29 protein-coding genes are annotated in these 25,986 nt (G+C 57.2%); 18 read left to right on the forward strand and 11 right to left on the reverse strand.

Features of this window, described 5'->3' with window-relative positions; all coding sequences use genetic code 11:
- The gene (locus tag BFG58_RS10945) at positions 1-1,089 is read left to right on the forward strand and encodes a cellulase family glycosylhydrolase (protein WP_045909372.1); all 1,089 of its coding nucleotides are present in this window, start codon (positions 1-3) and stop codon (positions 1,087-1,089) included.
- On the opposite strand, the gene emrD is transcribed toward BFG58_RS10945, so the two are convergent.
- The 4 genes from emrD to tisB form a co-directional block, all read right to left on the reverse strand.
- Positions 992-2,176, reverse strand: coding sequence for a multidrug efflux MFS transporter EmrD (emrD, locus tag BFG58_RS10950; protein ID WP_032676063.1), 1,185 nt, complete (start codon positions 2,174-2,176; stop codon positions 992-994). The genes BFG58_RS10945 and emrD overlap by 98 nt on opposite strands.
- A gap of 175 nt (positions 2,177-2,351) precedes the next feature.
- Positions 2,352-3,185: an EamA family transporter gene (locus BFG58_RS10955; RefSeq protein WP_069719807.1), complete on the reverse strand. Its 834-nt coding sequence runs from the start codon at positions 3,183-3,185 to the stop codon at positions 2,352-2,354.
- Between the two features lie 62 nt (positions 3,186-3,247).
- The gene (locus BFG58_RS10960; protein WP_025910712.1) at positions 3,248-3,694 is read right to left on the reverse strand and encodes a GNAT family N-acetyltransferase; all 447 of its coding nucleotides are present in this window, start codon (positions 3,692-3,694) and stop codon (positions 3,248-3,250) included.
- Between the two features lie 64 nt (positions 3,695-3,758).
- Entirely contained in the window at positions 3,759-3,848 is a 90-nt protein-coding gene (tisB, locus tag BFG58_RS24435; RefSeq protein ID WP_008500146.1) for a type I toxin-antitoxin system toxin TisB, read from the reverse strand.
- Between the two features lie 693 nt (positions 3,849-4,541).
- Between tisB and BFG58_RS10970 the strand changes: the two genes are divergently transcribed.
- The 11 genes from BFG58_RS10970 (at position 4,542) to nepI (ending at position 15,157) form a co-directional block, all read left to right on the forward strand.
- Entirely contained in the window at positions 4,542-5,246 is a 705-nt protein-coding gene (locus BFG58_RS10970; protein ID WP_069719808.1) for a hypothetical protein, read from the forward strand.
- Between the two features lie 205 nt (positions 5,247-5,451).
- Positions 5,452-5,931, forward strand: coding sequence for a type VI secretion system tube protein TssD (locus BFG58_RS10980; protein WP_069719809.1), 480 nt, complete (start codon positions 5,452-5,454; stop codon positions 5,929-5,931).
- A 107-nt stretch (positions 5,932-6,038) separates the two neighbouring features.
- On the forward strand, positions 6,039-6,137 hold the full coding sequence (gene ivbL, locus BFG58_RS23835; RefSeq protein ID WP_057979964.1) for an ilvB operon leader peptide IvbL: 99 nt from the start codon (positions 6,039-6,041) through the stop codon (positions 6,135-6,137).
- Positions 6,138-6,243: 106 nt separating this feature from the next.
- Positions 6,244-7,932, forward strand: coding sequence for an acetolactate synthase large subunit (gene ilvB / locus BFG58_RS10985; protein WP_063622947.1), 1,689 nt, complete (start codon positions 6,244-6,246; stop codon positions 7,930-7,932).
- Positions 7,933-7,935: 3 nt separating this feature from the next.
- On the forward strand, positions 7,936-8,223 hold the full coding sequence (gene ilvN, locus BFG58_RS10990; protein WP_008500144.1) for an acetolactate synthase small subunit: 288 nt from the start codon (positions 7,936-7,938) through the stop codon (positions 8,221-8,223).
- An 81-nt stretch (positions 8,224-8,304) separates the two neighbouring features.
- A complete protein-coding gene (uhpA, locus tag BFG58_RS10995) occupies positions 8,305-8,898 on the forward strand; it encodes a transcriptional regulator UhpA (protein ID WP_022646555.1) in 594 nt (197 codons plus the stop codon).
- Complete coding sequence (gene uhpB / locus BFG58_RS11000; RefSeq protein WP_069719810.1) at positions 8,895-10,400, forward strand: signal transduction histidine-protein kinase/phosphatase UhpB; 1,506 nt, start codon at positions 8,895-8,897, stop codon at positions 10,398-10,400. Before uhpA ends, uhpB begins: the two co-directional genes overlap by 4 nt.
- On the forward strand, positions 10,393-11,712 hold the full coding sequence (locus tag BFG58_RS11005; RefSeq protein ID WP_069719811.1) for an MFS transporter: 1,320 nt from the start codon (positions 10,393-10,395) through the stop codon (positions 11,710-11,712). Before uhpB ends, BFG58_RS11005 begins: the two co-directional genes overlap by 8 nt.
- 132 nt (positions 11,713-11,844) lie before the next feature.
- Complete coding sequence (gene uhpT, locus BFG58_RS11010) at positions 11,845-13,236, forward strand: hexose-6-phosphate:phosphate antiporter (RefSeq protein WP_039024528.1); 1,392 nt, start codon at positions 11,845-11,847, stop codon at positions 13,234-13,236.
- A 175-nt stretch (positions 13,237-13,411) separates the two neighbouring features.
- Positions 13,412-13,864, forward strand: a complete 453-nt coding sequence (locus tag BFG58_RS11015; RefSeq protein WP_008500140.1) for a DUF1198 domain-containing protein — start codon at positions 13,412-13,414, stop codon at positions 13,862-13,864.
- A 102-nt stretch (positions 13,865-13,966) separates the two neighbouring features.
- On the forward strand, positions 13,967-15,157 hold the full coding sequence (gene nepI, locus BFG58_RS11020) for a purine ribonucleoside efflux pump NepI (RefSeq protein ID WP_069719812.1): 1,191 nt from the start codon (positions 13,967-13,969) through the stop codon (positions 15,155-15,157).
- Positions 15,158-15,270: 113 nt separating this feature from the next.
- Here nepI and BFG58_RS11025 read toward each other — a convergent pair whose 3' ends face one another.
- From BFG58_RS11025 to BFG58_RS11050, 6 genes are all read right to left on the reverse strand, one after another.
- Complete coding sequence (locus tag BFG58_RS11025; protein WP_008500138.1) at positions 15,271-16,176, reverse strand: EamA family transporter; 906 nt, start codon at positions 16,174-16,176, stop codon at positions 15,271-15,273.
- 134 nt (positions 16,177-16,310) lie between these two features.
- Positions 16,311-17,690, reverse strand: coding sequence for a carbohydrate porin (locus BFG58_RS11030; protein ID WP_008500137.1), 1,380 nt, complete (start codon positions 17,688-17,690; stop codon positions 16,311-16,313).
- A gap of 138 nt (positions 17,691-17,828) precedes the next feature.
- Positions 17,829-18,131, reverse strand: a complete 303-nt coding sequence (locus BFG58_RS11035; protein WP_139125305.1) for a PTS lactose/cellobiose transporter subunit IIA — start codon at positions 18,129-18,131, stop codon at positions 17,829-17,831.
- A 5-nt stretch (positions 18,132-18,136) separates the two neighbouring features.
- On the reverse strand, positions 18,137-19,513 hold the full coding sequence (locus tag BFG58_RS11040) for a glycoside hydrolase family 1 protein (RefSeq protein ID WP_069719813.1): 1,377 nt from the start codon (positions 19,511-19,513) through the stop codon (positions 18,137-18,139).
- Positions 19,514-19,530: 17 nt separating this feature from the next.
- Positions 19,531-20,859 (reverse strand): PTS sugar transporter subunit IIC, encoded by a 1,329-nt coding sequence (locus BFG58_RS11045; protein ID WP_069719814.1) that lies wholly within the window; start codon positions 20,857-20,859, stop codon positions 19,531-19,533.
- An 11-nt stretch (positions 20,860-20,870) separates the two neighbouring features.
- Complete coding sequence (locus BFG58_RS11050) at positions 20,871-21,185, reverse strand: PTS sugar transporter subunit IIB (RefSeq protein ID WP_008500132.1); 315 nt, start codon at positions 21,183-21,185, stop codon at positions 20,871-20,873.
- Positions 21,186-21,478: 293 nt separating this feature from the next.
- Between BFG58_RS11050 and BFG58_RS11055 the strand changes: the two genes are divergently transcribed.
- A complete protein-coding gene (locus tag BFG58_RS11055; RefSeq protein ID WP_008500131.1) occupies positions 21,479-22,429 on the forward strand; it encodes a LacI family DNA-binding transcriptional regulator in 951 nt (316 codons plus the stop codon).
- Positions 22,430-22,479: 50 nt separating this feature from the next.
- Here BFG58_RS11055 and BFG58_RS11060 read toward each other — a convergent pair whose 3' ends face one another.
- Positions 22,480-22,776 (reverse strand): YicS family protein, encoded by a 297-nt coding sequence (locus tag BFG58_RS11060; RefSeq protein WP_044597403.1) that lies wholly within the window; start codon positions 22,774-22,776, stop codon positions 22,480-22,482.
- Positions 22,777-22,917: 141 nt separating this feature from the next.
- Here BFG58_RS11060 and BFG58_RS11065 point away from each other — a divergent pair, with 141 nt between their 5' ends.
- The 5 genes from BFG58_RS11065 (at position 22,918) to BFG58_RS11085 (ending at position 25,971) form a co-directional block, all read left to right on the forward strand.
- Positions 22,918-23,337 (forward strand): GNAT family N-acetyltransferase, encoded by a 420-nt coding sequence (locus BFG58_RS11065; protein WP_045907941.1) that lies wholly within the window; start codon positions 22,918-22,920, stop codon positions 23,335-23,337.
- Between the two features lie 129 nt (positions 23,338-23,466).
- Positions 23,467-23,733 carry an antitoxin gene (locus tag BFG58_RS11070; RefSeq protein WP_069719815.1) on the forward strand — a complete coding sequence of 89 codons (267 nt, stop codon included), beginning with the start codon at positions 23,467-23,469 and terminating at the stop codon, positions 23,731-23,733.
- On the forward strand, positions 23,730-24,128 hold the full coding sequence (locus BFG58_RS11075) for a type II toxin-antitoxin system VapC family toxin (protein WP_023293716.1): 399 nt from the start codon (positions 23,730-23,732) through the stop codon (positions 24,126-24,128). Before BFG58_RS11070 ends, BFG58_RS11075 begins: the two co-directional genes overlap by 4 nt.
- Positions 24,129-24,267: 139 nt before the next feature.
- Positions 24,268-25,068 carry a lipoprotein NlpA gene (nlpA, locus tag BFG58_RS11080; protein ID WP_008500128.1) on the forward strand — a complete coding sequence of 267 codons (801 nt, stop codon included), beginning with the start codon at positions 24,268-24,270 and terminating at the stop codon, positions 25,066-25,068.
- Between the two features lie 123 nt (positions 25,069-25,191).
- Positions 25,192-25,971 carry an MBL fold metallo-hydrolase gene (locus tag BFG58_RS11085; protein ID WP_045907939.1) on the forward strand — a complete coding sequence of 260 codons (780 nt, stop codon included), beginning with the start codon at positions 25,192-25,194 and terminating at the stop codon, positions 25,969-25,971.
- The last annotated feature ends 15 nt before the right edge of the window (positions 25,972-25,986 follow it).

Below are 25,986 nucleotides of genomic sequence, written 5' to 3' on the forward strand. Positions count from 1 at the left end.
GTGTTAAAGCCTTTTATTGCCTGTGCATTACTGATCTCTTCCGGCTGGGCCATTGCCGCTGAGCCGCCGCTGACGGCCGCCCTTTATGCGCAGCAGCTGGGCGTCGGGATGGATGTGGACTGGGCGCGCACCGAGCGCGGCATACGTGAATTCGACCCGCTGGTGGTACGCGATTTTCGGGCTAAAGGCATTACCCACGTGCGCATCCGCGTCGCCGATGAGCCGACGGAAGCGCGGCTGATCCACCTGCGCAAGCTGGTGGAAGCCTGCGAGCAGTATGGCGTGATCCCGATAGTCGCGTATCAGGCTGATGAATATAAAAACGACCCGAAAGCCGATAACGAGAAAGAGACGGTCAACTGGTGGATTGCCGTGGCGCACTATTTCGGTCAGAGCTACCCGCTGCTGGGTTTTGACCTCATCTATGAACCGGCCGACAAGCTCAACCACAATCTGGCGTCGTTAAACCGCGTCTATGAAAAGACCATCAAAGCGATCCACGACATCGACCCACAGCGCATGATCTTCATTGCGCCGCGCCTGCGTGCCGCGCCGGAGGAGTTATCCAGTCTGAAGCTGCCCGCGCACAGCCAAAACTATCTGCTGGCGGAGTGGCATATTTTCCCGTGGGGGCCGCTGAAGAATGGCGGTAAATACCCGTGGACGTCCGGCACGGCGGCGGAGAAAGCGGCAATCCGTAACCGCATCAATGCCGCGCTGCACTGGCAGCAAAAAACCGGGCACGTTAGCTGGGTTGGGGGCTGGGGCGTGGGAGAATCAAGCCGCTTTACGCCAACCGCCTCGCAAATAGCGTTCGCTACCTTTATGGCCTGCGAGCTGCAAAAGGCGAAAATCCCGTATGCGCTTAACGCGGATTTCCAGTTTTACGACGGGGAAGAGGGCGCCTGGCGGCCTGCGCCAGAGCCGTTATTGCAGGCGATGATCGCCCCTGTCTGTGAAAAGCCCGGCGAGAAGCCGGGCCATCATGCGGTTAAACCGGCTGCTCGTGATGCGGGACACGCGACGCCAGCGGCAGCCAGCACAGTAAAATCAGCAGCCCCATCAGCGTCATCAACAGGCCCAAACTAGCCTGCCCGGTCTGCGGCATCATCGCTGAAAGCCAGGCCAGCGCGCCGGAACCGATGTTCTGCAAACCGCCCACCAGCGCGCCCGCCGTACCTGCGAGGAACGGGAACGGCTCCATCGCGCCGCTGGTGGCGAGCGGGAACAGCATCCCCGCGCCAAAGAAGAACAGCGCCGCCGGGATGAGCAGCGTCCAGACGGTCATCACGCCAAACAGCCCTGGGATCCACATCATCAGACCCGCCAGCAGACAGCTGATCACCGACTGCCACATCAGGGTGGAGAAGCGTTTGTTTGGTCGCCCGGCAAACCACGCGCCGAAGAACGCCGCCGGGATCGGCAGAATAAACAGAATGCTCACCACCATACTGCTCAGGCCAAGCCCCGCGCCCAGCAGCACGCCGGAGCAGGCTTCAAACACCGCGATACCCGCCAGGCCGCCAATCAGCATCAGCAGGTAGCAGGTGAACGCGCCGTTGCCGAACAGCGTTTTATAGCTGGCGATAAGCTTCGTGCGCGGCGCGTCCTGCGGGCGCGTTTCCGGCATCCAGCGCGCCATGCTGAAGGTGACAATCATGCAGAGCACCAGCAGGAAGGCGTAACAGGCGCGCCAGGACCACATCGTGTCCAGCAGGCCGCCGATCAGCGGGGCCAGCAGCGGGCTGACCAGAATGCCCATATTCAACAGGCTGTTGGCATGGCGCAGCTGGGTACCCTGATACATATCGCGCGGTAAGGTTCGCGCCATCACCCCGCCGACGCCGGTCCCGACGCCCTGCAGGGCGCTGGCGGCAATCAATACGGTCAGGTTATGGGTGGTCATCGCAATGACGGTCGCCACCATGAAAATGCTCATGCCCACCAGGATCACCGGGCGACGCCCGACGCGGTCGGAGAGCGGGCCGTAGAAGAGCTGCGAAACGCCATAGGTCAGCAGGTAAGCAGCCATTACGCTCTGTACTGCGCCCTCGCGGACGTTTAATTCCTTTGCCATGTCGGCAATCGCCGGAATGTAGATGGTTTGCGCCATCTGACCGACGGCCACCAGTAACACCAGCATCAACAATAAGTTAACGTTCCGTTGCTTTTTCATGTCGCTGAATACTTTTGCCAAAAGAGAAAAATGAAGAATAAGTGACTGCGCATTCCCATAAATGCGCGAGGAATCTACCACAGAGAGATGGCAATTTAAGCATTGTTGTGGTGAATGAAAAAACCGGTAAAGGCAGGATTTGTAAACAAGAACGGCAACTAATGTTGCCAGTGCTTTACGCCAGACGCAGCAGAATGGCACCGCCAGCAATGCCCAGCGCCGCCGCGATGCGCAGGCCCGCAACCTTTTCTTTTAAAAGCAAAAATGCGATCAGCGCGCCAAAGAGTATGGAAGTTTCCCGCAGCGCCGCGACCACCGCCAGCGGTGCCTGCGTCATTGCCCACAGCGCCAGACCGTAAGAGCCCATGGTGCCAACGCCGCCGAGCAGCCCCTTTTTCCAGTGCAGACGCAGGTAGCCGGATGCCTCGCGTCGACGCGCGAGCATCGCCCAGCCGAGCAGGCAGAAGCCGTTCATAAAGAAGGTCCACAGCGTATAGCCCAGCGCGGTGTCTGACAGCCGCACGCCGGTGCCGTCCACCAGGGTATACCCGGCGATAAAACAGGCATTCAGCAGCGCCAGCCAGATCCCCTTGCGCGACTGCATGCGCCCGTTCATCGCCATCGCCAGAATCGACAGGCAAATTACCCCAATGCCGGACCAGGCGAGCCAGGAGAGACGATCGCCAAGCGCCAGCACGCTGATCAGCGCCACCAGCAGCGGTGCGGTGCCGCGCATCAGCGGATAGGTCTGGCTCATATCGGAGACCTGATAGGTCTTTGCCACCAGCACGGTGTACACCACCTGTAAGGCGCAGGAGACTAACAAAAACGGCCAGCTTGCGGCAGAGGGCTGTGGAGAGAAGGGGAGCAGCACCAGGGCAATCAGCGTGGCGGAGCCGCTGACGCTAATCGCGGAATAGAGCTTGTCCGTTCCGGCTTTGACAATGGCATTCCAGCTGGCATGCAGCAGAGCGGCGAACAGCAAAATGCAGAATACGGTGATGGTCATGGCGTATCGGGTGATGAATTGTCACTCAACTGTAACATTCACGCCCTGAAGCTGCCAGCCGGTTACACCGCACAAAAAAGGCGGTGCGTCACCCGCGGTTCGTCCGAGACCAGCGTAAAACCTGCCCGGCGATAAAACCCGTAGGCAGCGTCCGGCGCATGGGTATTGAGGAAATCAAACCAGATGCTGGCATCGGCCATCACGACGGTTAAAAGCTGCTTGCCAATCCCCAGCCCGCGGCACTTCTCGCTGACGTAGAGATGGCGAATACGTCCAGCGCGCGGCTGCTGGCTGAACGGATCGCGATTCAGACCGCACACGCCCACCAGCTTGCCGTTAAGAAACGCCCCCAGCAGCTTTTCGCCCGGCGCGTTAAAGCGGTTCTCACCCCGCTGCCAGCTCTCTTCGAGCCTGCGCAGCATGTTAAAATTCAGTGCAATACTTTCCGCCTTCAGGGCGATATAGCCCGGCTCATCAGGCGTAACAGGTTCAATTAACAGACGCGACATAGCATTCCCTCGTTATTAAAGAGGGGCGGTTGCCCGCCCCTCTCAGGTGCGACTTGAACCTGAATTACCGAACGAATTTCAGGACAGCATCAAGCAGTTGCAGTACAGCAACAATGAGTTTGAGGATAAGTATCACCATATCCACTACGCTCATACGCGTCTCCTTTTGGTTAAAAGGAGCACGATGCTGGCGTACCTTTCCGCCGCCTGTTGCCAGCACCTGGATTGACGTAACACAGTGTGCTCACTTCAGGGGTTAAGGCACTGACGGCACCACCCGTTTCAGCCAGGACTTCGTTGCGCCGGTAGAACTGCGGCCCCCTCGCTCACTGCGAACACCCTCAGTATAGATAAATACTGTATGTATGAACAGTATTTTTTGGACAAAAATCGAAAGGCGATCCATACTCAAAAACGTCAAAATCCGTGCCGGAATTGCGCGTTCGTCTTCGATCGCGTATACTTTTTTGCGTTGACGTAACACAGTGTGTTCTGCGGCGACCAACCGCAAAACCCTGATAAAAACCTCGCTTAGGCGGGGTTTTTTGTTTTCTGGTCTGCCCACAAAAAAATACCGGGATAAGCAGTGGCCTGGTCAGGCTTCCTAAGAAATCAATTTTATGCAGGGGAACCAGGATAGTTTTACGAGATGCAGCACCAAATAAGCTATTTGATATAAACAACAGACTCACCAGGATATTAAAATTGCATCGCATATAGACGTAAAAAATAATATCTAATCGTATTATTTTTCTCGTGAATGTGTTTTTGAGGCAATTTCACCGGTTTGAATTACACTGCTTTCCAATGTATATTCTTATAACCACAGGCATGATATGGATATGTTATGCAAGCATCGGATTATTTGAAGATGAAGTTCCAGAGCGACAGACAGTTGGCTATTTATGGACAGCAAGGCGTTGCCGGGACATGGAAAGCATTAAAGGGAATCGGCTCTGATATCTATTCAGGAATGGAGCGTGTAAGCTGGTACTCATCATGCTTAATCCCCAGCTATCACGATGTATGTGATGAGCTTCTCTCAGAAGAAAAGAGGATGTACCTCTCAATTGTGTCTCTTTACCGTTATCGCGATGTAATAGCACAGATGCTCTATCTTTATTTTAAAAGTATTCTAAATGACTCTGAAAATGGAAATGAACAAAATCGCGCCCGCAAGACGGGTTCACAAGTAACCGGACTTGTTAAAAATATCCCGACAAGCAAAGCAGCGCGTTTAGCAATAGCATGGGGGTTGGCAATATATCTTTCCAAATCTGGCCTGCTATCAGAAATCGTCGTCGAACGGCTTGCACGTCGTGTACCGAACGTTGTCATGGCCTTTCAACTCATTGGCACGGACCAGAAGTGCGCGCTTGCTGCTCGTCGCCTGAAAACGTTGGACCCAAAGTATTACGCCACTCTCTATGCCGCACAACTGGAGATGCTCTATTACTTTATTGAACCATTCCTGTCTGAACTCATTAAGAAGGTTCAAATGGGATTCTACAGGGATTTTGAAGCGATTTATGACGACTTAAGGGACAAGTAGCGTGTTTAAGAGTCTGTTATCAATTCTCTTTACGGATATTTTATTTCCTGTTTATGTTTTTGTATGCGCCTCTTTTTTTCTGTGGTTGGTACCTGACCACTGGGTATTACTCACATTTATTGCTATCGGTGTATTTATCATTGTTCATCCAATAATTTTCGGTCGTTTTGATAAGTACGATTGATTTTTAAAAAAGGTAGTCTTTATGTCAAATCCGGCTTATTTATTTCTTACAGATGAAAATGGTTCCCCCATGGTTGGCCCCTGCCTTGTGACAGGGCGTGAAGGTTCAATTGAACTTAAATCGTTCACTCATAATGTCAACATCCCAGTCGACGGGAATACCGGGAAATTGACGGGCACGCGCATCCACATGCCCATCATGTTTCAGAAAGAATTTGATCGTGTAACCCCGCTTCTCTTTCGCGCGCTGAGTACGGGAAGAACACTCCAGTCAGCCACCATTAAGATGTATCAGATTAATGAGGCGGGTTTAGAGCAGGAATATTTTAATATCCTCCTGGAGAATGTGAAAATAACCTCAATCACACCTGACCTGTATCCCGGCGCAAACACGGGAACACACCTTGAAACGGTTCTCGTACGCTATGAGAAAATCACCTGGAAGCATTGCGACGGCAATGTCATCTATAGTGACTCCTGGAATGAGCGGGCAACGTACTGAAACGTGATCCCTGGCGCATTTTTGCGCAGATGAAAATTTTTCCATTGTCACGCCCGAAAACCTGTGTTTGTATAAATTCAATCAATGAATCCAAACACAGGTCCCCAATGACTTCATCCATCTTCACTTCGACCCTACTAAAAACTGCGCAACCAGCCGCAGTGGTCGTCGTGCGTGTGGTGGTCGTCGTCGGCAATGCGCCGTAGGGACTGGATCAACACACGAATCCAAAACCCCGCCGGCGCAAACCGGGCGGGGTTTTTCGTTTAGGACCCTCCCCGGAAAGTCGGCTCAGAAGAAAAGGACTGGAGCATGGCAAGTTCGGGCACAACATCCACCAAGACGCGTTTTACCGGCGCGCAGCTGATCGTTCATCTGCTGGAGCGACAGGGCATTACCACGGTTGCGGGCATCCCCGGCGGCACGGTGCTGCCGCTGTACGATGCGTTAAGCCAAAGCACGCAGATCCGCCATGTGCTGGCGCGTCACGAGCAGGGGGCAGGCTTTATCGCTCAGGGCATGGCGCGCACGCAGGGTAAACCGGCGGTCTGTATGGCCTGCAGCGGCCCGGGCGCAACCAACCTGGTCACCGCCATCGCCGATGCGCGCCTCGACTCCATTCCGCTGATCTGCATTACCGGCCAGGTGCCGTCCTCGATGATCGGTACCGATGCGTTCCAGGAAGTGGATACCTACGGCATCTCTATCCCCATCACCAAACATAACTATTTAGTTCGCGACATCGCCGAGCTTCCTCAGGTTATCAGCGATGCGTTCCGCATTGCGCAGTCCGGCCGCCCGGGCCCGGTGTGGATAGACATTCCTAAGGATGTCCAGACCGCAGAAATTGAGATCGACGTTCTGCCGGAGCCGGGTGAACGTGCCCCTGCGCCGGAGTTCAGCGCTGAGAGCGTGCGCGACGCCGCCGCCATGATTAACGCCGCCAAACGTCCGGTGCTCTATCTGGGCGGCGGGGCGATCAACGCCGCGGATGAAATCCGCCAGTTTGCGGAAAAAGCCAACCTGCCGACCACCATGACCCTGATGGCGCTCGGCATGCTGCCAAAAGCGCACCCGCTGTCCCTGGGGATGTTGGGCATGCACGGCGCGCGCAGCACCAACTACATCCTGCAGGAGGCGGATTTGCTGATTGTTATGGGCGCGCGTTTTGATGACCGGGCGATTGGTAAAACCGAGCAGTTCTGCCCGAATGCCAAAATCATTCACGTGGATATCGATCGCGCCGAGCTCGGTAAAATCAAGCAGCCGCACGTGGCGATTCAGGGCGACGTAGCCGAAGTGCTGGCGCAGCTGATCCCGCAAACCGACGCGACCGACCGCGCCGACTGGCGCCAGCTGGTGGCCGATCTGCAGCGCGAGTTCCCGGGCGCGATCCCAACTGAAGGCGATCCGCTGAGCCACTATGGCCTGATCAACGCCGTGGCCGCCTGCGTGGACGATAGCGCGATTATCACCACCGACGTGGGACAGCATCAGATGTGGACCGCCCAGGCCTACCCGCTGAACCGTCCACGCCAGTGGCTGACCTCCGGCGGTCTGGGAACCATGGGCTTCGGTCTGCCTGCAGCAGTTGGTGCGGCGCTGGCGAATCCGGACCGCAAGGTCATCTGCTTCTCCGGCGACGGCAGCCTGATGATGAACATTCAGGAGATGGCGACCGCAGCCGAAAACCAGTTAGACGTAAAAATCATCCTGATGAACAACGAGGCGCTGGGGCTGGTGCACCAGCAGCAGAGCCTGTTCTACAAGCAGGGCGTGTTTGCTGCGACCTATCCGGGGATGATTAACTTTATGCAGATTGCCGCCGGCTTTGGCCTGCACACCTGCGATCTGAACGCGGAAGAGGATGCCCACGCGGCGCTGCAGGCGGCGATCTCGCGTCCGGGCCCGGCGCTTATCCACGTCCGTATCGACCCTGAACAAAAAGTGTATCCGATGGTGCCGCCGGGTGCGGCAAATACTGAGATGGTGGGAGAATAAGCCATGCAGAAACAACATGATAACGTCATTCTGGAACTCACCGTCCGCAACCATCCTGGCGTCATGACTCACGTCTGCGGGCTGTTTGCCCGCCGGGCGTTTAACGTGGAAGGCATTCTCTGTTTGCCGATTCAGGGCAGCGAGCACAGCCGCATCTGGCTACTGGTCAACGATGACCAGCGTCTGGAGCAGATGATGGCGCAGATCGACAAGCTGGAGGACGTCACCAACGTGGCGCGCAACCAGTCCGATCCCACCATGTTTAACAAAATTGCGGTGTTCTTCGAATAGATCGCTTAAGGTAGGCGTCTTTCGCTCTTGTAGGCCGGATAAGCGCAGCGCTATCCGGCATTTCAGACCGCAGGAACACACATGACCACCATCGCCCTTATCGACGACCACCTTATCGTCCGCTCTGGCTTTGCCCAGCTTCTCAACCTCGAACCGGATTTCCAGGTCGTGGCCGAGTTTGGCTCCGGTCGCGAAGCGCTGGCGGGCCTGCCGGGGCGCGGGGTGCAGGTCTGTATCTGCGACATTTCGATGCCAGATCTCTCCGGGCTGGAGCTGTTAAGCCAGCTGCCGAAAGGAATGGCGACCATTATGCTCTCGGTCCACGACAGCCCGGCGCTGGTCGAGCAGGCGCTCAACGCGGGCGCGCGCGGGTTCCTCTCCAAACGCTGTAGCCCGGACGAGCTGATTGCCGCCGTGCGCACCGTCTCCACCGGCGGCTGCTACCTGACGCCGGATATCGCCATCAAGCTGGCGGCCGGACGACAGGATCCGCTCACCAGACGTGAGCGTCAGGTGGCTGAGAAGCTCGCGCAGGGGATGTCGGTAAAAGAGATTGCCGCCGAGCTGGATCTGTCGCCGAAGACCGTGCACGTCCATCGCGCCAACCTGATGGAAAAACTCAACGTCAGCAACGACGTCGAGCTGGCGCGCCGCATGTTCGACAGCTGGCAATGAGTCCCGTGTTTTCGCGGCTGATCGCCGTCGTTGCCAGCTTTTTTATCTTCTCTGCCGCGTGGTTCTGCCTGTGGAGCATCAGCCTGCATCTGGTGGAACGTCCTGAACTGGCGGTGCTGTTGTTTCCCTTCGGCCTGCGACTGGGGTTAATGCTCCAGTGCCCGCGCGGCTACTGGCCCGTTTTGCTGGGCGCGGAGTGGCTGCTGCTGGTCTGGCTGGCGCAGGAAGTCGCTCTGGCGCATCTGCCATTATTGATGACCGGAAGCCTGCTTACGCTTCTCCCGGTTGCGCTCATTTCCCGCTACCGTCACCAGCGCGACTGGCGCACGCTGCTGCGCCAGGGGGCGGCGCTGATTGCCGCCGCGCTGCTGCAGTCCCTGCCGTGGGTTGGCGACAAGGAGATGCTCAACGCGCTGCTGCTCACCCTCACCGGCGGCTTGACGCTTGCGCCGACCTGCCTCGTTATCTGGCACTATCTCTCCAGCACCGTCTGGCAACCGCTTGGTCCGGGGCTGGTGTCCCAACCGGTGAACTGGCGCGCCAGGCATCTCATCTGGTATCTGCTGCTGTTCGTGGTGAGCCTCTGGCTTCAGCTCGGTTTACCTGCCGAGCTTTCACGCTTTACGCCGTTTTGCCTGGCGCTGCCGATTATCGCCCTGGCCTGGCACTACGGCTGGCAGGGGGCGCTGATCGCGACCCTGATGAACGCCATCGCGCTGATTGCCAGCCAGACCTGGCACGACCATCCGGTGGATCTGCTGCTCTCGCTGCTGGCCCAGAGCCTGACCGGGCTGCTGCTCGGGGCGGGCATTCAGCGTCTGCGCGAGCTGAACCAGTCCCTGCAAACCGAGCTGGCGCGCAACCGGCGTCTGGCTGAACGCCTTCTGGAGACCGAAGAGAGTGTGCGGCAGGAGGTCGCCCGCGAGCTGCACGATGATATCGGCCAGACGATCACCGCCATCCGCACCCAAGCGGGCATTGTCCAGCGTCTGGCGGCGGAAAACGTGGGCGTGAAGCAGGGCGGAGCGCATATCGAGCAGCTTTCACTGGGCGTGTATGACTCGGTGCGACGCCTGCTCGGCAGGCTGCGTCCGCGCCAGCTCGACGACCTGTCGCTGGAGCAGGCGGTGCGTTCCCTGATGCGCGAGATGGAGCTGGAAAGCCGCGGCATTGTCAGCCATCTCGACTGGCGAATTAACGAATCTGCGCTGAGCGAAGGCCAGCGCGTAACCCTTTTCCGCGTCTGTCAGGAAGGACTGAACAATATTGTTAAACACGCCAATGCCAGCGCGGTCACGATCCAGGGCTGGCAGCAGGACGAACGCCTGATGCTGATAATTGAAGACGATGGCTGCGGCCTGCCGCCGGGCTCCGGCCACCAGGGCTTTGGCCTGGCGGGCATGCGCGAGCGCGTAAAGGCGCTGGGCGGCACGCTAAACCTCTCCTGCACCCACGGGACGCGCGTCAGCGTCAGCCTGCCGCTACGGAGTTATCATGTTTAAAACCCCTGCCAGCGCCGCGCCGATTGGCGACAAAGCGGAAATCGACACCCGCTACCGCTACTGGCGTCGCCATATTCTGATCGCCATCTGGCTCGGCTACGCGCTGTTCTACTTCACCCGCAAAAGCTTCAACGCCGCCGCGCCGGAAATTCTCGCCAGCGGCGTGATGACGCGCACCGACATCGGCCTGCTGGCGACGCTGTTTTACATCACCTACGGCCTGTCGAAGTTCTTCTCCGGCATCGTCAGCGATCGCTCCAACGCGCGATATTTCATGGGCGTAGGGCTGATCGCCACCGGCGTGGTGAACATCCTGTTTGGTTTCTCTACCTCGCTGTGGGCCTTTGCCCTGCTGTGGGCGCTGAACGCCTTCTTCCAGGGCTGGGGCGCGCCGGTCTGCGCCCGCCTGCTCACGACGTGGTACTCGCGCAACGAGCGCGGCGGCTGGTGGGCCGTCTGGAACACCGCGCACAACGTCGGCGGGGCGCTGATCCCGATGGTGGTGGGTGCCGCGGCGCTGCACTACGGCTGGCGCGCGGGGATGATGATTGCCGGCGGTCTCGCGATTGTCGCCGGGCTGTTCCTCTGCTGGCGCCTGCGTGACAGGCCGCAGACCGTGGGCCTGCCTGCGGTGGGCGACTGGCGGCACGACGAGATGGAGATTGCCCAGCAGCAGGAGGGCGCGGGATTGACCCGCAAGGAGATCCTCACCAAATACGTGCTGAAAAACCCCTACATCTGGCTCCTCTCGCTCTGCTACGTGCTGGTCTACGTGGTGCGCGCGGCCATCAACGACTGGGGCAATCTGTACATGTCCGAGACGCTCGGCGTGGACCTGGTCACTGCTAACTCGGCGGTCACAATGTTCGAACTGGGCGGGTTTATCGGCGCGCTGGTGGCGGGCTGGGGCTCGGATAAGCTGTTCAACGGCAACCGCGGCCCGATGAACCTGATTTTTGCCGCCGGGATTTTGCTCTCTGTTGGCTCGCTGTGGCTGATGCCGTTCGCCAGCTACGTCATGCAGGCGGCGTGCTTCTTCACCACCGGCTTCTTCGTCTTTGGCCCGCAGATGCTCATCGGCATGGCGGCGGCAGAGTGCTCCCACAAAGAGGCGGCAGGCGCGGCGACGGGCTTTGTCGGGCTGTTTGCCTACCTCGGCGCATCGCTCTCCGGCTGGCCGCTGGCGCGGGTCATCGACATCTGGCACTGGAGCGGCTTCTTCGCGGTGATCGCCATCGCGGCGGGAATTTCCGCTCTGCTGCTGCTGCCGTTTTTACATGCGCAGGCCCCGCGTGAAGCCAGTGTGATGTGATGCGCCTCACCTTTTCACCCCGAGTGGCGCAAAACTAAGAAATTTTCCCGGTTTTACCTGGACGCTGTCTCAGGCATCTCTCCCGGCTGATTTTTACAATGCTGCAAAAATCAGCTCAGGAGTAAACCAACCATGCTGGCCTTCTTAAATCAGGTGCGCAAGCCGACCCTGGATCTGCCGCTCGATGTGCGGCGCAAAATGTGGTTCAAACCGTTCATGCAGTCCTATCTGGTGGTCTTCATCGGCTACCTGACCATGTACCTGATCCGCAAAAACTTTAACATCGCGCAGAACGACATGATCTCCACCTACGGGCTGAGCATGACGCAGCTGGGGATGATTGGCCTGGGCTTCTCCATCACCTACGGCGTGGGCAAGACCGTCGTTTCCTACTATGCGGACGGCAAAAACACCAAGCAGTTCCTGCCGTTTATGCTGATCCTCTCCGCCATCTGTATGCTCGGCTTCAGCGCCAGCATGGGCGCAGGGTCCGTTAGCCTGTTCCTGATGATCGCCTTCTACGCCCTGAGCGGTTTCTTCCAGAGTACCGGCGGATCGTGCAGCTACTCCACCATCACCAAATGGACGCCGCGCCGCAAGCGAGGGTCGTACCTCGGCATGTGGAACATTTCCCATAACCTCGGCGGGGCGGGTGCGGCAGGCGTGGCGCTGTTTGGCGCAAACTACCTGTTCGACGGCCACGTGATCGGTATGTTTATCTTCCCGTCGATTATCGCCCTGATTGTCGGCTTTATCGGCCTGCGCTTCGGCAGCGACTCCCCCGAATCCTACGGCCTCGGCAAAGCTGAAGAGCTGTTCGGCGAGGAGATCAGCGAAGAGGACAAAGAGACCGAAGAGAACGAGATGACCAAATGGCAGATCTTTGTTGAGTACGTGCTGAAAAACAAAGTGATCTGGCTGCTCTGCTTCTCAAACATCTTCCTCTACGTGGTGCGCATCGGCATCGACCAGTGGTCTACCGTGTACGCCTTCCAGGAGCTTAAGCTCTCTAAAGAGGTGGCGATTCAGGGCTTCACCCTGTTCGAAGTGGGCGCGCTGGTCGGCACGCTGCTGTGGGGCTGGCTCTCCGACCTTGCCAACGGCCGTCGCGCGCTGGTGGCCTGCATCGCGCTGGCGCTGATTATCGCTACCCTCGGCGTCTACCAACACGCCAGCAACCAGTACGTTTACCTCGCATCCCTGTTTGCGCTCGGCTTCCTGGTGTTTGGTCCGCAGCTGCTGATCGGCGTGGCTGCAGTGGGCTTCGTCCCGAAAAAAGCGATCGGCGCCGCCGACGGGATCAAGGGCACCTTCGCCTACCTGATCGGCGACAGCTTCGCCAAGCTGGGTCTGGGAATGATCGCCGACGGCACGCCAATTTTCGGCCTCACCGGCTGGGCGGGCACCTTCGCGGCGCTGGATGCAGCTGCGATCGGCTGTATCGTCCTGATGGCGATGGTTGCCGTACTGGAAGAACGTAAAATTCGCCGTGAGAATCGTGCGCAGAAATTAAAAACAGCCTGAGTGTGCAGGTAACTTCTTTGCCCGGTGTGTGATGCCGGGCTTTTTTATTTCCGCCGACGGCATTAATACCTTATCCCCCGTTCTGCAACGTCTTTTCAGTGCACTATTCTGGTTCTGCCCGCTGTTGACACCGTGCGTTTCCCGCTATGATGAGCGGCTAGTCAAAGGAGAACGCATGGTCTGGATAATGCTGGCAACGCTTGCAGTGGTGTTTGTGGTGGGATTTCGCGTCCTGACCTCAGATTCCCGCCGCGCCATCAAACGTTTAAGCGAGCGTCTGGGCATCACCCCGATGCCGGTCGAGTCGATGATCGATCAGTTCGGTAAAACGCCGGGCAATGAGTTTATCCGCTACCTTGAGCGCCCCGACGAGGCGCATCTGCAAAACGCCGCACAGGTGCTGCTGATCTGGCAGGTCTGCATTGTCGACGGCAGTGAAGAGAACCTGCACACGTGGCACCGCCTGCTGCGTAAAGCCCGCCTGGCCGCGCCGATCACCGATGCGCAAATTCGTCTGGCGCTCGGCTTTATGCGCGAGATGGAGCCCGATCCGCAGGAGCTGAACGCCTTCCAGCTGCGCTATAACCAGCTCTTCCTGCCGGAAGAGGGCGTGTTTTACCTGCACTGATCTCCTCTAAAAACCACAAAAGTTGTCTAAACGTTAAATTCGTCACACTTTTGATGATAAACTGCGCGACTTTTCCGCACGTTTTTATCTTCAGGTGACGCCATGACAGAACATATCCAGCCCTCGACCAGACCGCAGACCAGCGAGGTTTCACGCCCCAACTGGTCGGCCGTTTTCGCCGTGGCATTCTGCGTCGCCTGCCTGATTACCGTTGAGTTTCTGCCGGTGAGCCTGCTGACGCCGATGGCGCAGGATCTGGGCATTTCCGAAGGCGTGGCGGGGCAGTCCGTTACCGTCACCGCCTTTGTAGCGATGTTTGCCAGCCTGTTTATCACCCAGGCGATTGGCACCATCGACCGCCGCAAAGTGGTCATTCTGTTCAGCGTGCTGCTGACGCTCTCCTGCCTGCTGGTCTCCTTGGCGGAAAGCTTTACCCTGCTGCTGCTGGGGCGCGCCTGTCTGGGGCTGGGGCTCGGCGGCTTCTGGGCGATGTCCGCCTCGCTGACCATGCGCCTGGTGCCTGCGCGCACCGTGCCGAAAGCGCTGTCCGTCATATTTGGCGCGGTCTCTATCGCGCTGGTGATTGCCGCGCCGCTGGGCAGCTTCCTCGGCGGGATTATCGGCTGGCGTAACGTCTTCAACGCGGCGGCAGTGATGGGCCTGCTCTGCGTTATCTGGGTGTGGAAGGCGCTGCCGTCCCTGCCGGGCGAAGCGGCGCACCACAAGCAGAACATGTTCAGCCTGCTGAAGCGCCCCGGCGTGCTGGCGGGGATGACCGCGATCTTTATGTCCTTTGCCGGGCAGTTTGCCTTCTTTACCTATATCCGCCCGGTGTATATGACCATGGCGGGGTTTGACGTCGACGGCCTGACGCTGGTGCTCCTGAGCTTCGGTATTGCCAGCTTTGTCGGCACGTCGCTGTCGTCCCAGTTCCTGAAGCGCTCCCTGAAGGTGGCGCTGGCGGGGGCGCCGCTGGTGCTGGCAGTGAGCGCCACGGTGCTGGTGCTGTGGGGCAGCGATAAGTGGGTCGCGTCTGCCATTGCGATTATCTGGGGCTTTGCCTTTGCGCTGGTGCCGGTGGGCTGGTCGACGTGGATCACCCGCTCGCTCGCCGATCAGGCGGAAAAAGCCGGGTCGATTCAGGTGGCGGTGATCCAGCTGGCAAACACCTGCGGCGCGGCGATTGGCGGCGTGGCGCTCGACCACCTGGGGCTGACGTCACCGCTGGTGATTTCCGGCACGCTGATGCTGTTGACCGCGCTGCTGGTGGCGGGGAAGGTTAAAGCTAAGTAGTCAATTTTCCCCTCACCCTAACCCTCTCCCCACAGGGGAGAGGGGACTGCTCGGGGCGGTCTTTTCCCCCTCGCCCCTTTGGGGTGTACAGTCCGGGATGAGGGGACATCAGGCTACGCCGATGTCCTCACCCGTCTTCTTGAATCCATCGAAATCAGCACCACCGACGACACGATTAGCAGCGTCCCCAGCCAGTCCGGCAGGGTAAACGCCACGCCCAGCAACATCACCGACAGCAACGCGCTGCTCAGCGGCTCGGCGCAGCTCAGAATGCTCGCCTTTGGCCCGCCGATCATCTGCGCGCCTTTCAGATACAGGCTGAACGTCAGCGCGGTGCCGATCACCACCAGATAGAAAAACGCCAGCAGCAGGCTGCCGTCAATGACGAAGGTCGTCCCGCGCCCGGCGTAGAACGGCGTCAGCATTAACCCGGCAATCAACATACTCCAGCCGACAATCGGCAATGTGCCGTAGCGGGCAATCAGCGTTGACGGATAGGTGGTGTAAAACGCCGCGGCAAACGCCGAGGCGATGCCGAAGAACAGCGCGGCTGGCGAGATGGAGAGCGAGGTTGGGTCGCCGTGGGTCACCAGCAGGAACGTCCCGACAAGCGAGGTCACAATTGCGGACAGAACAAACACGCCGGGGCGCGTTTTCCGCGCCAGCGCGAACCACGCCACGATAATCGTTGGCGACAGAAACTGCAGCACGGTGGCGGTAGCGGCGTTGGATTTTTCAATCGTCAGCAGGAAGGTGAGCTGCACGGTGAGCGCGCCGACCAACGAGAAAAACAGCAGGCTGAGGGCGTCTTTGCGATGCTTGATGACCGAGAAAATCTTGTCGCCGTGAACGAAGGAGAGCGTCAGGAGGATCACGCCGGTAAACAGCAGGCGAACCATGGTCAGGTAAGGCGAAGAAATGTGGCTTTTCTCCATGATGTACTGCGCGCAAACGCCGGAACTGCCCCATAAAACGGCGGCGATCAGGACGTTCAGCATCCCTTTACGTGTGGAACCCATTTTCTCCCCTGCTATGTTGATTTTTTTCTAGCATAACATGGGATCTTGCCGGATGGCGCTGCGCTTACCCGGCCCACAAAACCTTGTAGGCCCGTGCAAGCGCAGCGCCGCCGGGCGAAACAAACGACGCTCTACTAGAACCACGCCTCCCACATCGCGCCGACGTTGAAGTCGTCGAGCGTCTCGTCTTTGGTGTTGTTCACGCGCGCGGTGCGTGCGTTATCCACTTTGCCGCCGGTCACGTAGAAGCGCAGCATCGGACGGAACTCTGGCCCCATGGCGATAGACATGTTCTGCGACAGGGTCAGCTTCCAGCCCTTGTTGTCGCCGCCGTTATCATAATCAACGTGCTGCCAGCCTGCTTCCAGCCAGGTGGAGTGAACGTCGTTCCACCAGTGCATCGGGCGCACGATGGCGTTGTAGTTCTTACGGTTGTCGGTCTTATCGCGGCTGTTGTCATAGTCGTGGAAGGCGAGGATGTACTCCACCTGCGTGGCCTGGGTGAATTTATACAGCCCTTCGAAGCTGGCGTAGACCGTGGTCAGATCCTCGGTTTTGTTGAACACGCTGTTGTCCGCGTTATCGGAGTAGCGGGCAATCACTTTGTTAACGCCGCTGTCGTTGGTGTGGCTCAGCACCACGCCACCCTGCCAGGCGTTCAGACGCTCGTCGCTCTCTACCGCTTTCGAGTCAAAGCCGTAGTTGGCGTACAGCTCCAGATCCAGCGGACCGAGCTTCATGCCGTGGATTTTAGACGTCGCGGCGTAGTTGCCTTTGTCGCCCGTACCGGAACCGCCGGTACAGGTGATGCGCGACGGGTTCGCTTCGTCTTCCATCACTTCCGGGCTACAGGATTCCACCGCCGCCACGGCGGCGACGTCAAACTGCACGCCGCCGATGTCGAAGTTCTTCACCCCGGCGCCCTGGCCGTCGTGGTTCATCCAGAAGTAATCGTTGATGCCCTGCTGCGGACGCTGGTGGAAGTCACGACCGGCCCAGAAGTAGGCGTTCGGGTTGGAGGCCATAATATTGGTCACCCCGGCGTAGGCCTTTTTCAGGTTAACTTCGTCGCCCCAGTGGTCGATCATCACGTTGATGTCCCAGATGGCGCCGTTTTCGCCCTTGAAGGCTTTAGAGAGCTGGAACTCGCCGCCGTTGCCTTCGTTACCCAGACGACCAATCGCGGACGCGCCGTTGTAGGAGCCATCGACAGCCACGTATTTCTGATCGGCGGCCTGGAAGTGCGCGCCGTAGCGGGCGTAGCCGGTAAATTTAATCCCGAACGGAATCGCCATGTCCGGGGATTGCGCCGCGCTTTGCGGCTCGGTCACCACGTCCGCTTTTTTCGCGACGGCGGCATCCATTTTGGCCTGGCGCTCGGCCAGGGCTTTATCCACCGCTTTCGCCACAATGGCGTCGATTTGCTCCTGGGTGAATTCTTGTGCGAGCACGGAAATTGGGCAAAGCGCGGCGATAACCGCCATGGTTAATGGAAGTTTTTTAATCGTATTCATGGTTATCTCAATATAGTTTAATTTTATTCAGACAATAACCATCCCGCTCCGATCTGACAGAATATGTCGCTATCATCAGAACAAGTGGATTTCTATTTTTAGGTACAGAGGTATTGCATTAATTTATTTCGTCATAGACTATCTCTGATATAAATGAATAATTTCTTCAGACAATTCACGCGCTAATAACGAATTCATTAAATGATCCTGCGCGTGCACCATAATTAAGGTCATCGGCTGGCGGGCTTCGCCTGCGTCCTGCTCGATCAGTTTGGTCTGCATCTTGTGCGCCTGGCGCGCATAGCCGTCGGCTTCGCGCAGCAGGCTTTTGGCTTCGTCAATGTTGCCCTGACGCGCCGCGTGCAGCGCTTCAAAGCACAGGCTGCGGGACTGCCCGGCGTTGACGATAATTTCCATTACGGCTTCTTCTAGTGTGATCATTATCATTACTCTTTTTCAAAACTATTATTTAAGGCGGTGGCGGCAAACCACTCCCCGCTTTTCTTAATGGTGCGCTGCTGCGTCTCCAGATCGAGCTGGATAAATCCGTAGCGATTTTTATAGGCATTGCACCACGACCAGTTATCGATAAATGTCCACATATGGTAGCCAAGGCAATTACACCCTTCGCTAATGCCTTTATGCAGCCAGGTTAAATGCTCAGAAATAAACTCAATGCGGTATTGATCGTTAATCTGGCCATTTTCAATAAAGCGCTGCTCGTTTTCGACGCCCATCCCGTTTTCAGAAATAAAGCAGCGGGGGTTACCGTAATTGTCGCGCAGGTTAATCAGAATATCGTAGATACCTGGCGCGTAGATTTCCCAGCCGCGGTAGGGGTTCATCTTGCGGCCCGGCATCTCGTAGCTATCAAAGAACCATTCCGGCATAAACGGCGCCTGCGGGTTCACCGCGCTGTCGCGGCACTTCACGCGACGCGGCTGATAGAAGTTAATGCCGAGCAGGTCGATTTTCCCTTCCGCAATCAGGAAACCGTCTTCCGGCTTGCAGGAGGGCAGTTGGTCGTAAGATTTCAGCAGCGCCACCAGGTCGGCCGGATACTCCCCGCGCAGCACCGGGTCGAGGAAGCTGCGGTTAAACATCAGGTCCGCAACGTGCGCCGCCTTCACGTCAGTCGGGTTTTGCGAGCGCGGATACGACGGCGTCAGGTTCAGCACGATGCCGATCTCCCCCGCGTAATGCCCGGCGCGGTAGGCCTGAACCGCCTTCGCATGCGCCAGCACCGTGTGATACGCCACGGTGGCCGCCCGGCGGAAATCCACCACGTTCGGATAGTGGAAGTCGTACAGATAACCGCCTTCCACCGGCACGATCGGCTCGTTGAAGGTAAACCAGTGCAGCACGCGGTCGCCGAACAGCTCGAAGCAAATCTGCGCATAGCGGGCGTACGCGTCCACCACGTCACGGTTTTCCCAGCCGCCTATCTCCTGCATCGCCATCGGCATGTCGAAATGGAACAGGGTGATGAACGGCGTGATGCCCTGTTCATTCAGCTCATCAATGACCTGATGATAAAAATCGACCGCGTCCGGGTTCACTTCACCGATACCGTCGGGGATCAGGCGCGCCCAGCTAATCGAGGTGCGAAAGCTGTTGTGGTTCAGCTGTTTCAACAGCTGAATGTCCGTTTTCCAGTGCTGATAAAACGTGGAGGTCTGCTGCGGCCCCACGCCATTGTGAAAACGGTTCGGCTCGCGGGCAAACCAGTAATCCCACGTGGTTTCACCCTCTCTTGCCCCTTCCGTCTGGAGAGCGGAGCTTGCGCTGCCCCACCAGAAGTTATCGGGAAATGCGTATTTCATGACCCTTCCTCTTTGACTTAATTGCTTGTGGCTTCAGCGGCACCCACGGTTGCAGCCTGGGCTTTCTGCTCTTCGTTTTTAATCAGCGTACGCTCATAGGCGCGCAGGAACGGCAGGTACATCAGCGCCGACATCACCATGCAGACCAGGCACATCACCACCGGGCTCAGCGCCCAGTTCGCCGCCCACGAGGCGCCAATCGGTGCTGGGGTAGTCCACGGGGTTAACGAGACGACCTGCGCCAGCCAGCCGAGCTTAGTTGCACCGTACGCCAGGCAGGCGTTGATCAGCGGAACGCACACGAACGAGATAAACAGCATCGGGTTCATGATGATCGGCGCGCCGAACAGAATCGGTTCGTTGATGTTAAAGAAGCTCGGCACCACGCCCATTTTGCCGATGGTGCGCAGGTGAGTAACGCGGCTGCGTAGCAGCAGGAACGCCAGCGGCAGGGTGGAACCGACGCCGCCAATCAGCAGGTAGTGATCCCAGAAGCCCTGCAGGTAAACGTGCGGGAGCGCCGCGCCTGCGGCCAGTGCCGCCTGGTTTGCCGAGAGGTTGGCCATCCAGAACGGGTTCATGATGCCGGTAACAATCAGCGAGCCGTGGATACCGGCAAACCAGAAGATCTGGCACAGCAGCACGGAGAGCAGAATGGCGGGCAGGGAGTCAGACGCGGACACCAGCGGCTCCAGCAGGTGCATGATCGCCTGCGGGATAATCATCCCGGTCTGCGCTTCAATGAACAGGTTCAGCGGATGCAGCGTGCCGATCACCACCATCACTGGGATCAGGATCTCAAACGAACGCGCCACGCCGGTGGGCACTTCCTTCGGCAGGCGGATGGTGACGTTGTTCTGCTTCAGCCAGGCGTAGACGCGGGTGGCGTAGATCGCGGTAATCAGCGCGGTGAAGATGCCCTGGCCGGAGAGATACTGGGTCGAGATTTTGCCGTCGGCATACGGTGCGGCAACCAGCAGGAAGGCCATAAAGGCCAGCAGGCCGGACATCACCGGGTCGAGGTTAAACTGACGCCCCAGGCTCGCCCCAATCCCTACCGAGATGAAGAAGGTCATCACGCCCATGCTGAGGTTAAACGGCAGCATCAGCTGTTCGCGGTAGGTCTGGGAGAAATCCAGCCAGCCGCGGGCGAAGCTGTTGGTGGTATCCGCCGAGAACGGCGGGAAGATGAACACCAGCATAAACGAGCCGATGATCATAAACGGCAGCGCGGCGGTAAAGCCGTCGCGGATGGCAATCACGTACTTTTGCTGGCCGAGCTTCGCGGCCAGCGGGGTAATTGACTGCTCAATCACCGCGACCATGGATTGATATAACGAACTCATGTGAACACCTTTTAGTGTGCCGCTTCGATGAGCGACAGAGCAAAGTCCAGTACTTTATCGCCACGCTGCATGCCGTAGTCCATCATGTCGATGGGCTGCACCGGAATGCCATGCGTCGCCGCCTTGTCTGAGAGTGTCTGTAACATGTATTTCACTTGCGGTCCGAGAAGTACCACCTGGTATTGCGGAAACTGCGTATCAAATTCGGAAACACCGTACGCATCAATCTTCACCGGCAAACCACGTTCTTTCGCGACATCGACCATTTTGCTGACCAACAGGCTGGTGGACATCCCGGCAGAGCAGCACAGCATAATCTTGAACATCGACAACCATCCTCTAAATGTAAAAAGTTATTGCGAGGATGATTGGACATGATACGGAAACCGGTTTCCATTCATAAAAGGCAGAACTGTGACAACCATCAAGATCCAATACTTATGAGGCTAATTAACCGGATGCAGGTCACATAATTTGGCTGTTTTGACATCATTTTGAGTGGAAACGGAAAATCGGTTTCCATGGAAAACGGAAACGGATATACTCCGTTCTGGCTATAATGTGAGCCGAAGCGGTCATGGAATTTGCAGGCGCGAGGTAAGCCTGCCAGGGGAAAGAGATGTCGACAATCAATGATGTATCACGTCTTGCCGGGGTGTCTAAAGCCACGGTATCGCGAGTGTTGAGTGGGTCGCGTGGCGTAAAGGAAGCCAGCCGTCAGGCCGTTCTGAAGGCAGTGGATGAGCTGAACTACCGGCCTAACGTGATTGCCCAGTCGCTGCTGAGCCAGTCGACGGGCTGTATCGGGGTGATTTGCGCGCAGGAAAATATTAACCAGACCACCGGTTATCTCTACGCGCTGGAAAAACAGCTCAGCCAGCATCAAAAACACCTGCTGCTGCGCTTCGCGCACAGTAAAGCGGAAGTGATGCACGCCCTTGAAGAACTCTCTCGCGGGCTTTGCGATGACATCCTGGTGATTGGCGCGCGTTTCCCGCTGGACGTCGATATGGACAACGTCATCCTGGTCGACTGCATGGAGTCTGATAATTCCAACAGCATTCAGTTCGATCACGCCTTTGCCGCCGAAACCGCCTGTAACTACCTGACCAGCCAGGGGCGACGGCAGATTGCCCTGATCCACCCGCACGGCAGCGGGTTTGCCGACCAGGTTCTGCTCGGCTACAAGCACGCGCTGGAGAAAAATTTCCTGCCCTTTAATCGCAACCTTGTGTTCATGGACGCGACCTCCTCGTCCGTTGCGCTACAGGAGCTGCTGAATAACGCCAGCACGCTGAACTTCAACGCACTGCTGGTGGCGGACGAGCAGGAAGCCCAGCGGGTGATCCCGCAGCTGCAGGCGTTTAATAAATCCGTGCCGGACGACATTATGGTCTTTAGCCTGGCCGGATCGCTGCACCTGCCGGGTATTCCGGTGATCCCGGCGATTGAATATTCAATGGATGCCATGGCGGCGCGTATCGTGAGCTGGCTGACGGAGAAAACGCAGATGCTCGGCTCGTATGTGCTGCGCGGGGATTTAATTATTCCAGACGTGCGTAAGCGTTAAAAATATTGTGTAGGCCGGGTAAGGCGCAGCCGCCACCCGGCAAGCAGCATTCAATAATCTTCCATACAATCCACCTGGCCAATCGCCGCCCAGTAGGCGTCCAGGTTGTCGCGCTTCACGGCGGTAACGGCATTTTTGATCAGCAGCTGATTGGCCTCTGACGACAAAATCATCGCCTGCCAGGCCTTATCGCTCTGCTTTTTCTGTGGCGTACAGGTTTTCTTTATATCTTTCATGACCTGCTGCTTAATCTGCGCCTCTTTCGCCGGATCCTCCTTTTCCTGAGCATGGACAAACGCGGCGAAGAGCAGACAAACCAGCAGGCAGACCAGATGCGCAGCTTTCATCAACAACCCCCATTAGAAGTCACAGGCTTCCCATGAAATATATCGTTACATTCAGTGTAGCGACGCCAGCCGAAAGTATGAATTTTCTCCACGATGCGTGTGTGAGATAGTGAAACGGCACAGATAACAAGGAGAAAAAATATGCACCTGAGCATTACTGATAATGTTACGACGCAGGAGAAAGAGGAGTTACTGACGGGGCTGAGGGCTTTTAACGGAAAGTTTCTCGATCTGACAAATTTTAGCGGCGATGTTGGCGTTTACGTACGTGACGAAAATGGCGTGATGCTAGGCGGGTTAATCGGCGTGCGCAAAGGCGACTGGCTGAATATTGATTATCTCTGGGTGAGCGATACCGTACGCGGAACCGGCGTGGGCAGTCAGCTCATCAGAACGGCCGAAGAAGAAGCCAGGCGCAAAGGCTGCAAGCACGCGCTGGTCGATACCGCCAGCTTCCAGGCGCGTCCGTTCTATGAAAAGCAGGGGTATCAGCTGCAGATGTCTTTGCAGGATTATCCGTATCCGGGCATGCAGCGACATTACCTGGCGAAAGCACTTTAAGCCCGTTTCTGTCATTATGCATTCTGCTATTTATTGCGAGCCGCTTTCCTAATTTAAAACGTGTTGCTTGTCTTCTTTTCGGGCCCTGGCGCATGCTTTGGCCTGGTCAAGTCATCCATGGAGATAGCAATGGAACGCACAGCAAAACTATTCAAAAAGGGTCAGAATCAGGCCGTTATGCTGCCTGCTGAATTCGCGTTTGATGCGGAGAGCGTCTACATCCGACGGGATGAGGGGGGGAATGTCGTTTTGGCGGCAAAACCTGTTCTAATAAAGAGCTGGGATAATTTTCTCCGCATGCTGGCAGAAACGGACGTACCAGATACGTTTTTGAGCAAGGAGGAACGCAATCAGAGTGTTACGACAAGAGACCCTCTGGATGGAGCATGCTCATGAGACATATGCTGGATACGAATATTGTGAGTCACTTGTTTAAACGACACCCGGAGGTTGTAAGCAGAATGACATGTCTGGCGCCGGGTGACGTTTGTATCTCAAGCATTACCGAAGCGGAATTGCTGTATGGTGCTGACAAGAAGAAAAGCAGTAGATTGAAAGAAACAATCCGGGAGTTTCTCAATACCATCACGATTTGCGACTGGGACAGCGACGCCGCAGCAACGTACGGTGAACTCCGTGCAACCCTGGAAAAGAAAGGGAAAGTGATGGGGGATCTCGATCAACTGATCGCTGCACATGCTATCAGTCGGGGAACAACGATTGTTACTAACGATCGTGCATTCAGAATGGTGCAGGAGCTTGCCGTCGAGGACTGGACGACAACGTTGTGATCCCTGATGCCCGGTGGTGCAGCGTCACCCGGCCATACCCGCATATAACCGATCCTTCTTATTGATTCTTTTTCGGTTTTTATTTCCCCGCCTCGTTGTCGATATAGTCACTACAACATTCAGCAAAAGGAACTGTCTTGTGAAACGTCGATTGGGTGCTCTGGTACTGGCTGGCCTGCTGCTGGCAGGGTGCGATCAAAGTGGCAGCGATGCCAAACACATTAAAGTCGGCGTTATCAACGGTGCCGAACAGGACGTGGCGGAAGTCGCCAAAAAGGTGGCAAAAGAGAAATATGGCCTGGACGTGGAGCTGGTGGGCTTCAGCGGCTCGCTGTTGCCTAACGATGCCACCAACCAGGGGGAACTGGATGCCAACGTCTTCCAGCATCGCCCGTTCCTTGCAGAGGATAACAAGGCGCATGGCTACAAGCTGGTGGCCGTGGCGAACACCTTTGTTTTCCCGATGGCTGGCTATTCCCGCAAAATCAAATCCGTGTCTGACCTGAAGGACGGCGCAACCATTGCCATTCCAAACGACCCGACCAACCTTGGCCGCGCGCTACTGCTGCTGCAAAAAGAGAAGCTCATCACCCTGAAGCCAGATACCGGGTTGCTGCCGACGGCGCTGGATATTACCGCCAACCCTAAACAGCTGAAAATTATGGAGCTGGAAGGGGCGCAGCTGCCGCGCGTGCTGGACGACCCGAAAGTGGATGTCGCCATCATCAGCACCACCTATATTCAGCAAACCGGGCTGTCGCCGGTGCATGACAGCGTCTTTATCGAAGACAAAAATTCGCCGTACGTGAACATCGTGGTGACGCGCGAAGACAACAAAGACGCGGAGAACGTGAAGGAATTTATCCAGTCGTATCAGTCTCCTGAAGTAGCGAAAGCAGCGGAGACGATCTTTAACGGCGGGGCGGTGCCGGGCTGGTAAAAACACCCGCATAAAGCACGGTGACGTAAATTGGCCCGATTTCATCGGTAATCGCTCTTTAACCCACAGCGTGCCGCGCGACGGCTGGCTATCCTCCTTATCACACCAACCGGAGGATAGCCCATGAACATCACCCACATTCGCAACGCCACCCAACTGATTACCTATGCCGGAAAACGTCTTTTAGTCGACCCGATGCTGGCCCCACAGGGCGCTTATCCGGGCTTCCCTGGCACGGCCCATGCCGAACGCCGCAACCCGACGGTCGAACTCCCCGTTGACGTCAACGCGCTGCTGGACGCCGACGCGGTGATCGTCACCCATACCCATGACGATCACTGGGATCGCGCCGCAGCGGAACTGATCGCCAAAGACAAACCGATCTACGTACAAAATGACCGCGACGCCGCGCTGCTGCGCAGCCAGGGGTTTAGCAACCTGACGGTCATGACCGACGAGACCACCTTTGGCGAGATTCGAATTGCGAAGACCCACGGCGGCCAGCACGGTACCGATCGCGCATACGCCGTGCCCGAACTGGCGGAGCGGCTGGGCGAGGCCTGTGGCGTGGTGCTGCGTCATCCTGATGAGAAGACGCTCTATATTGCCGGGGATACCGTCTGGCGTGACGAGGTGGCGGCCGATCTGCAAAAGCACCAGCCGGACGTGGTGGTGCTGAACGCCGGCTATGCCCACGTCATTGGTTTTGGGCCCATTATTATGGGGCAGGAGGATGTGCTCAACGTCCATTTCCTGCTGCCGCAGGCTAAAATTGTGGCGATCCATATGGAAGCCATTAACCACTGTCTGTTAACCCGCAGCGCGCTGCGGGAGTACGTTGAAGCCAACCAGGTGAGTGACGCAGTGAGCATTCCCCAGGATGGCGAAACCGTTATATTCTGAGTGTCTGAAAGGGAA

This window comes from Enterobacter sp. ku-bf2 (assembly GCF_001742765.1).
Taxonomy (GTDB): Bacteria; Pseudomonadota; Gammaproteobacteria; order Enterobacterales; family Enterobacteriaceae; genus Enterobacter; species Enterobacter quasiroggenkampii.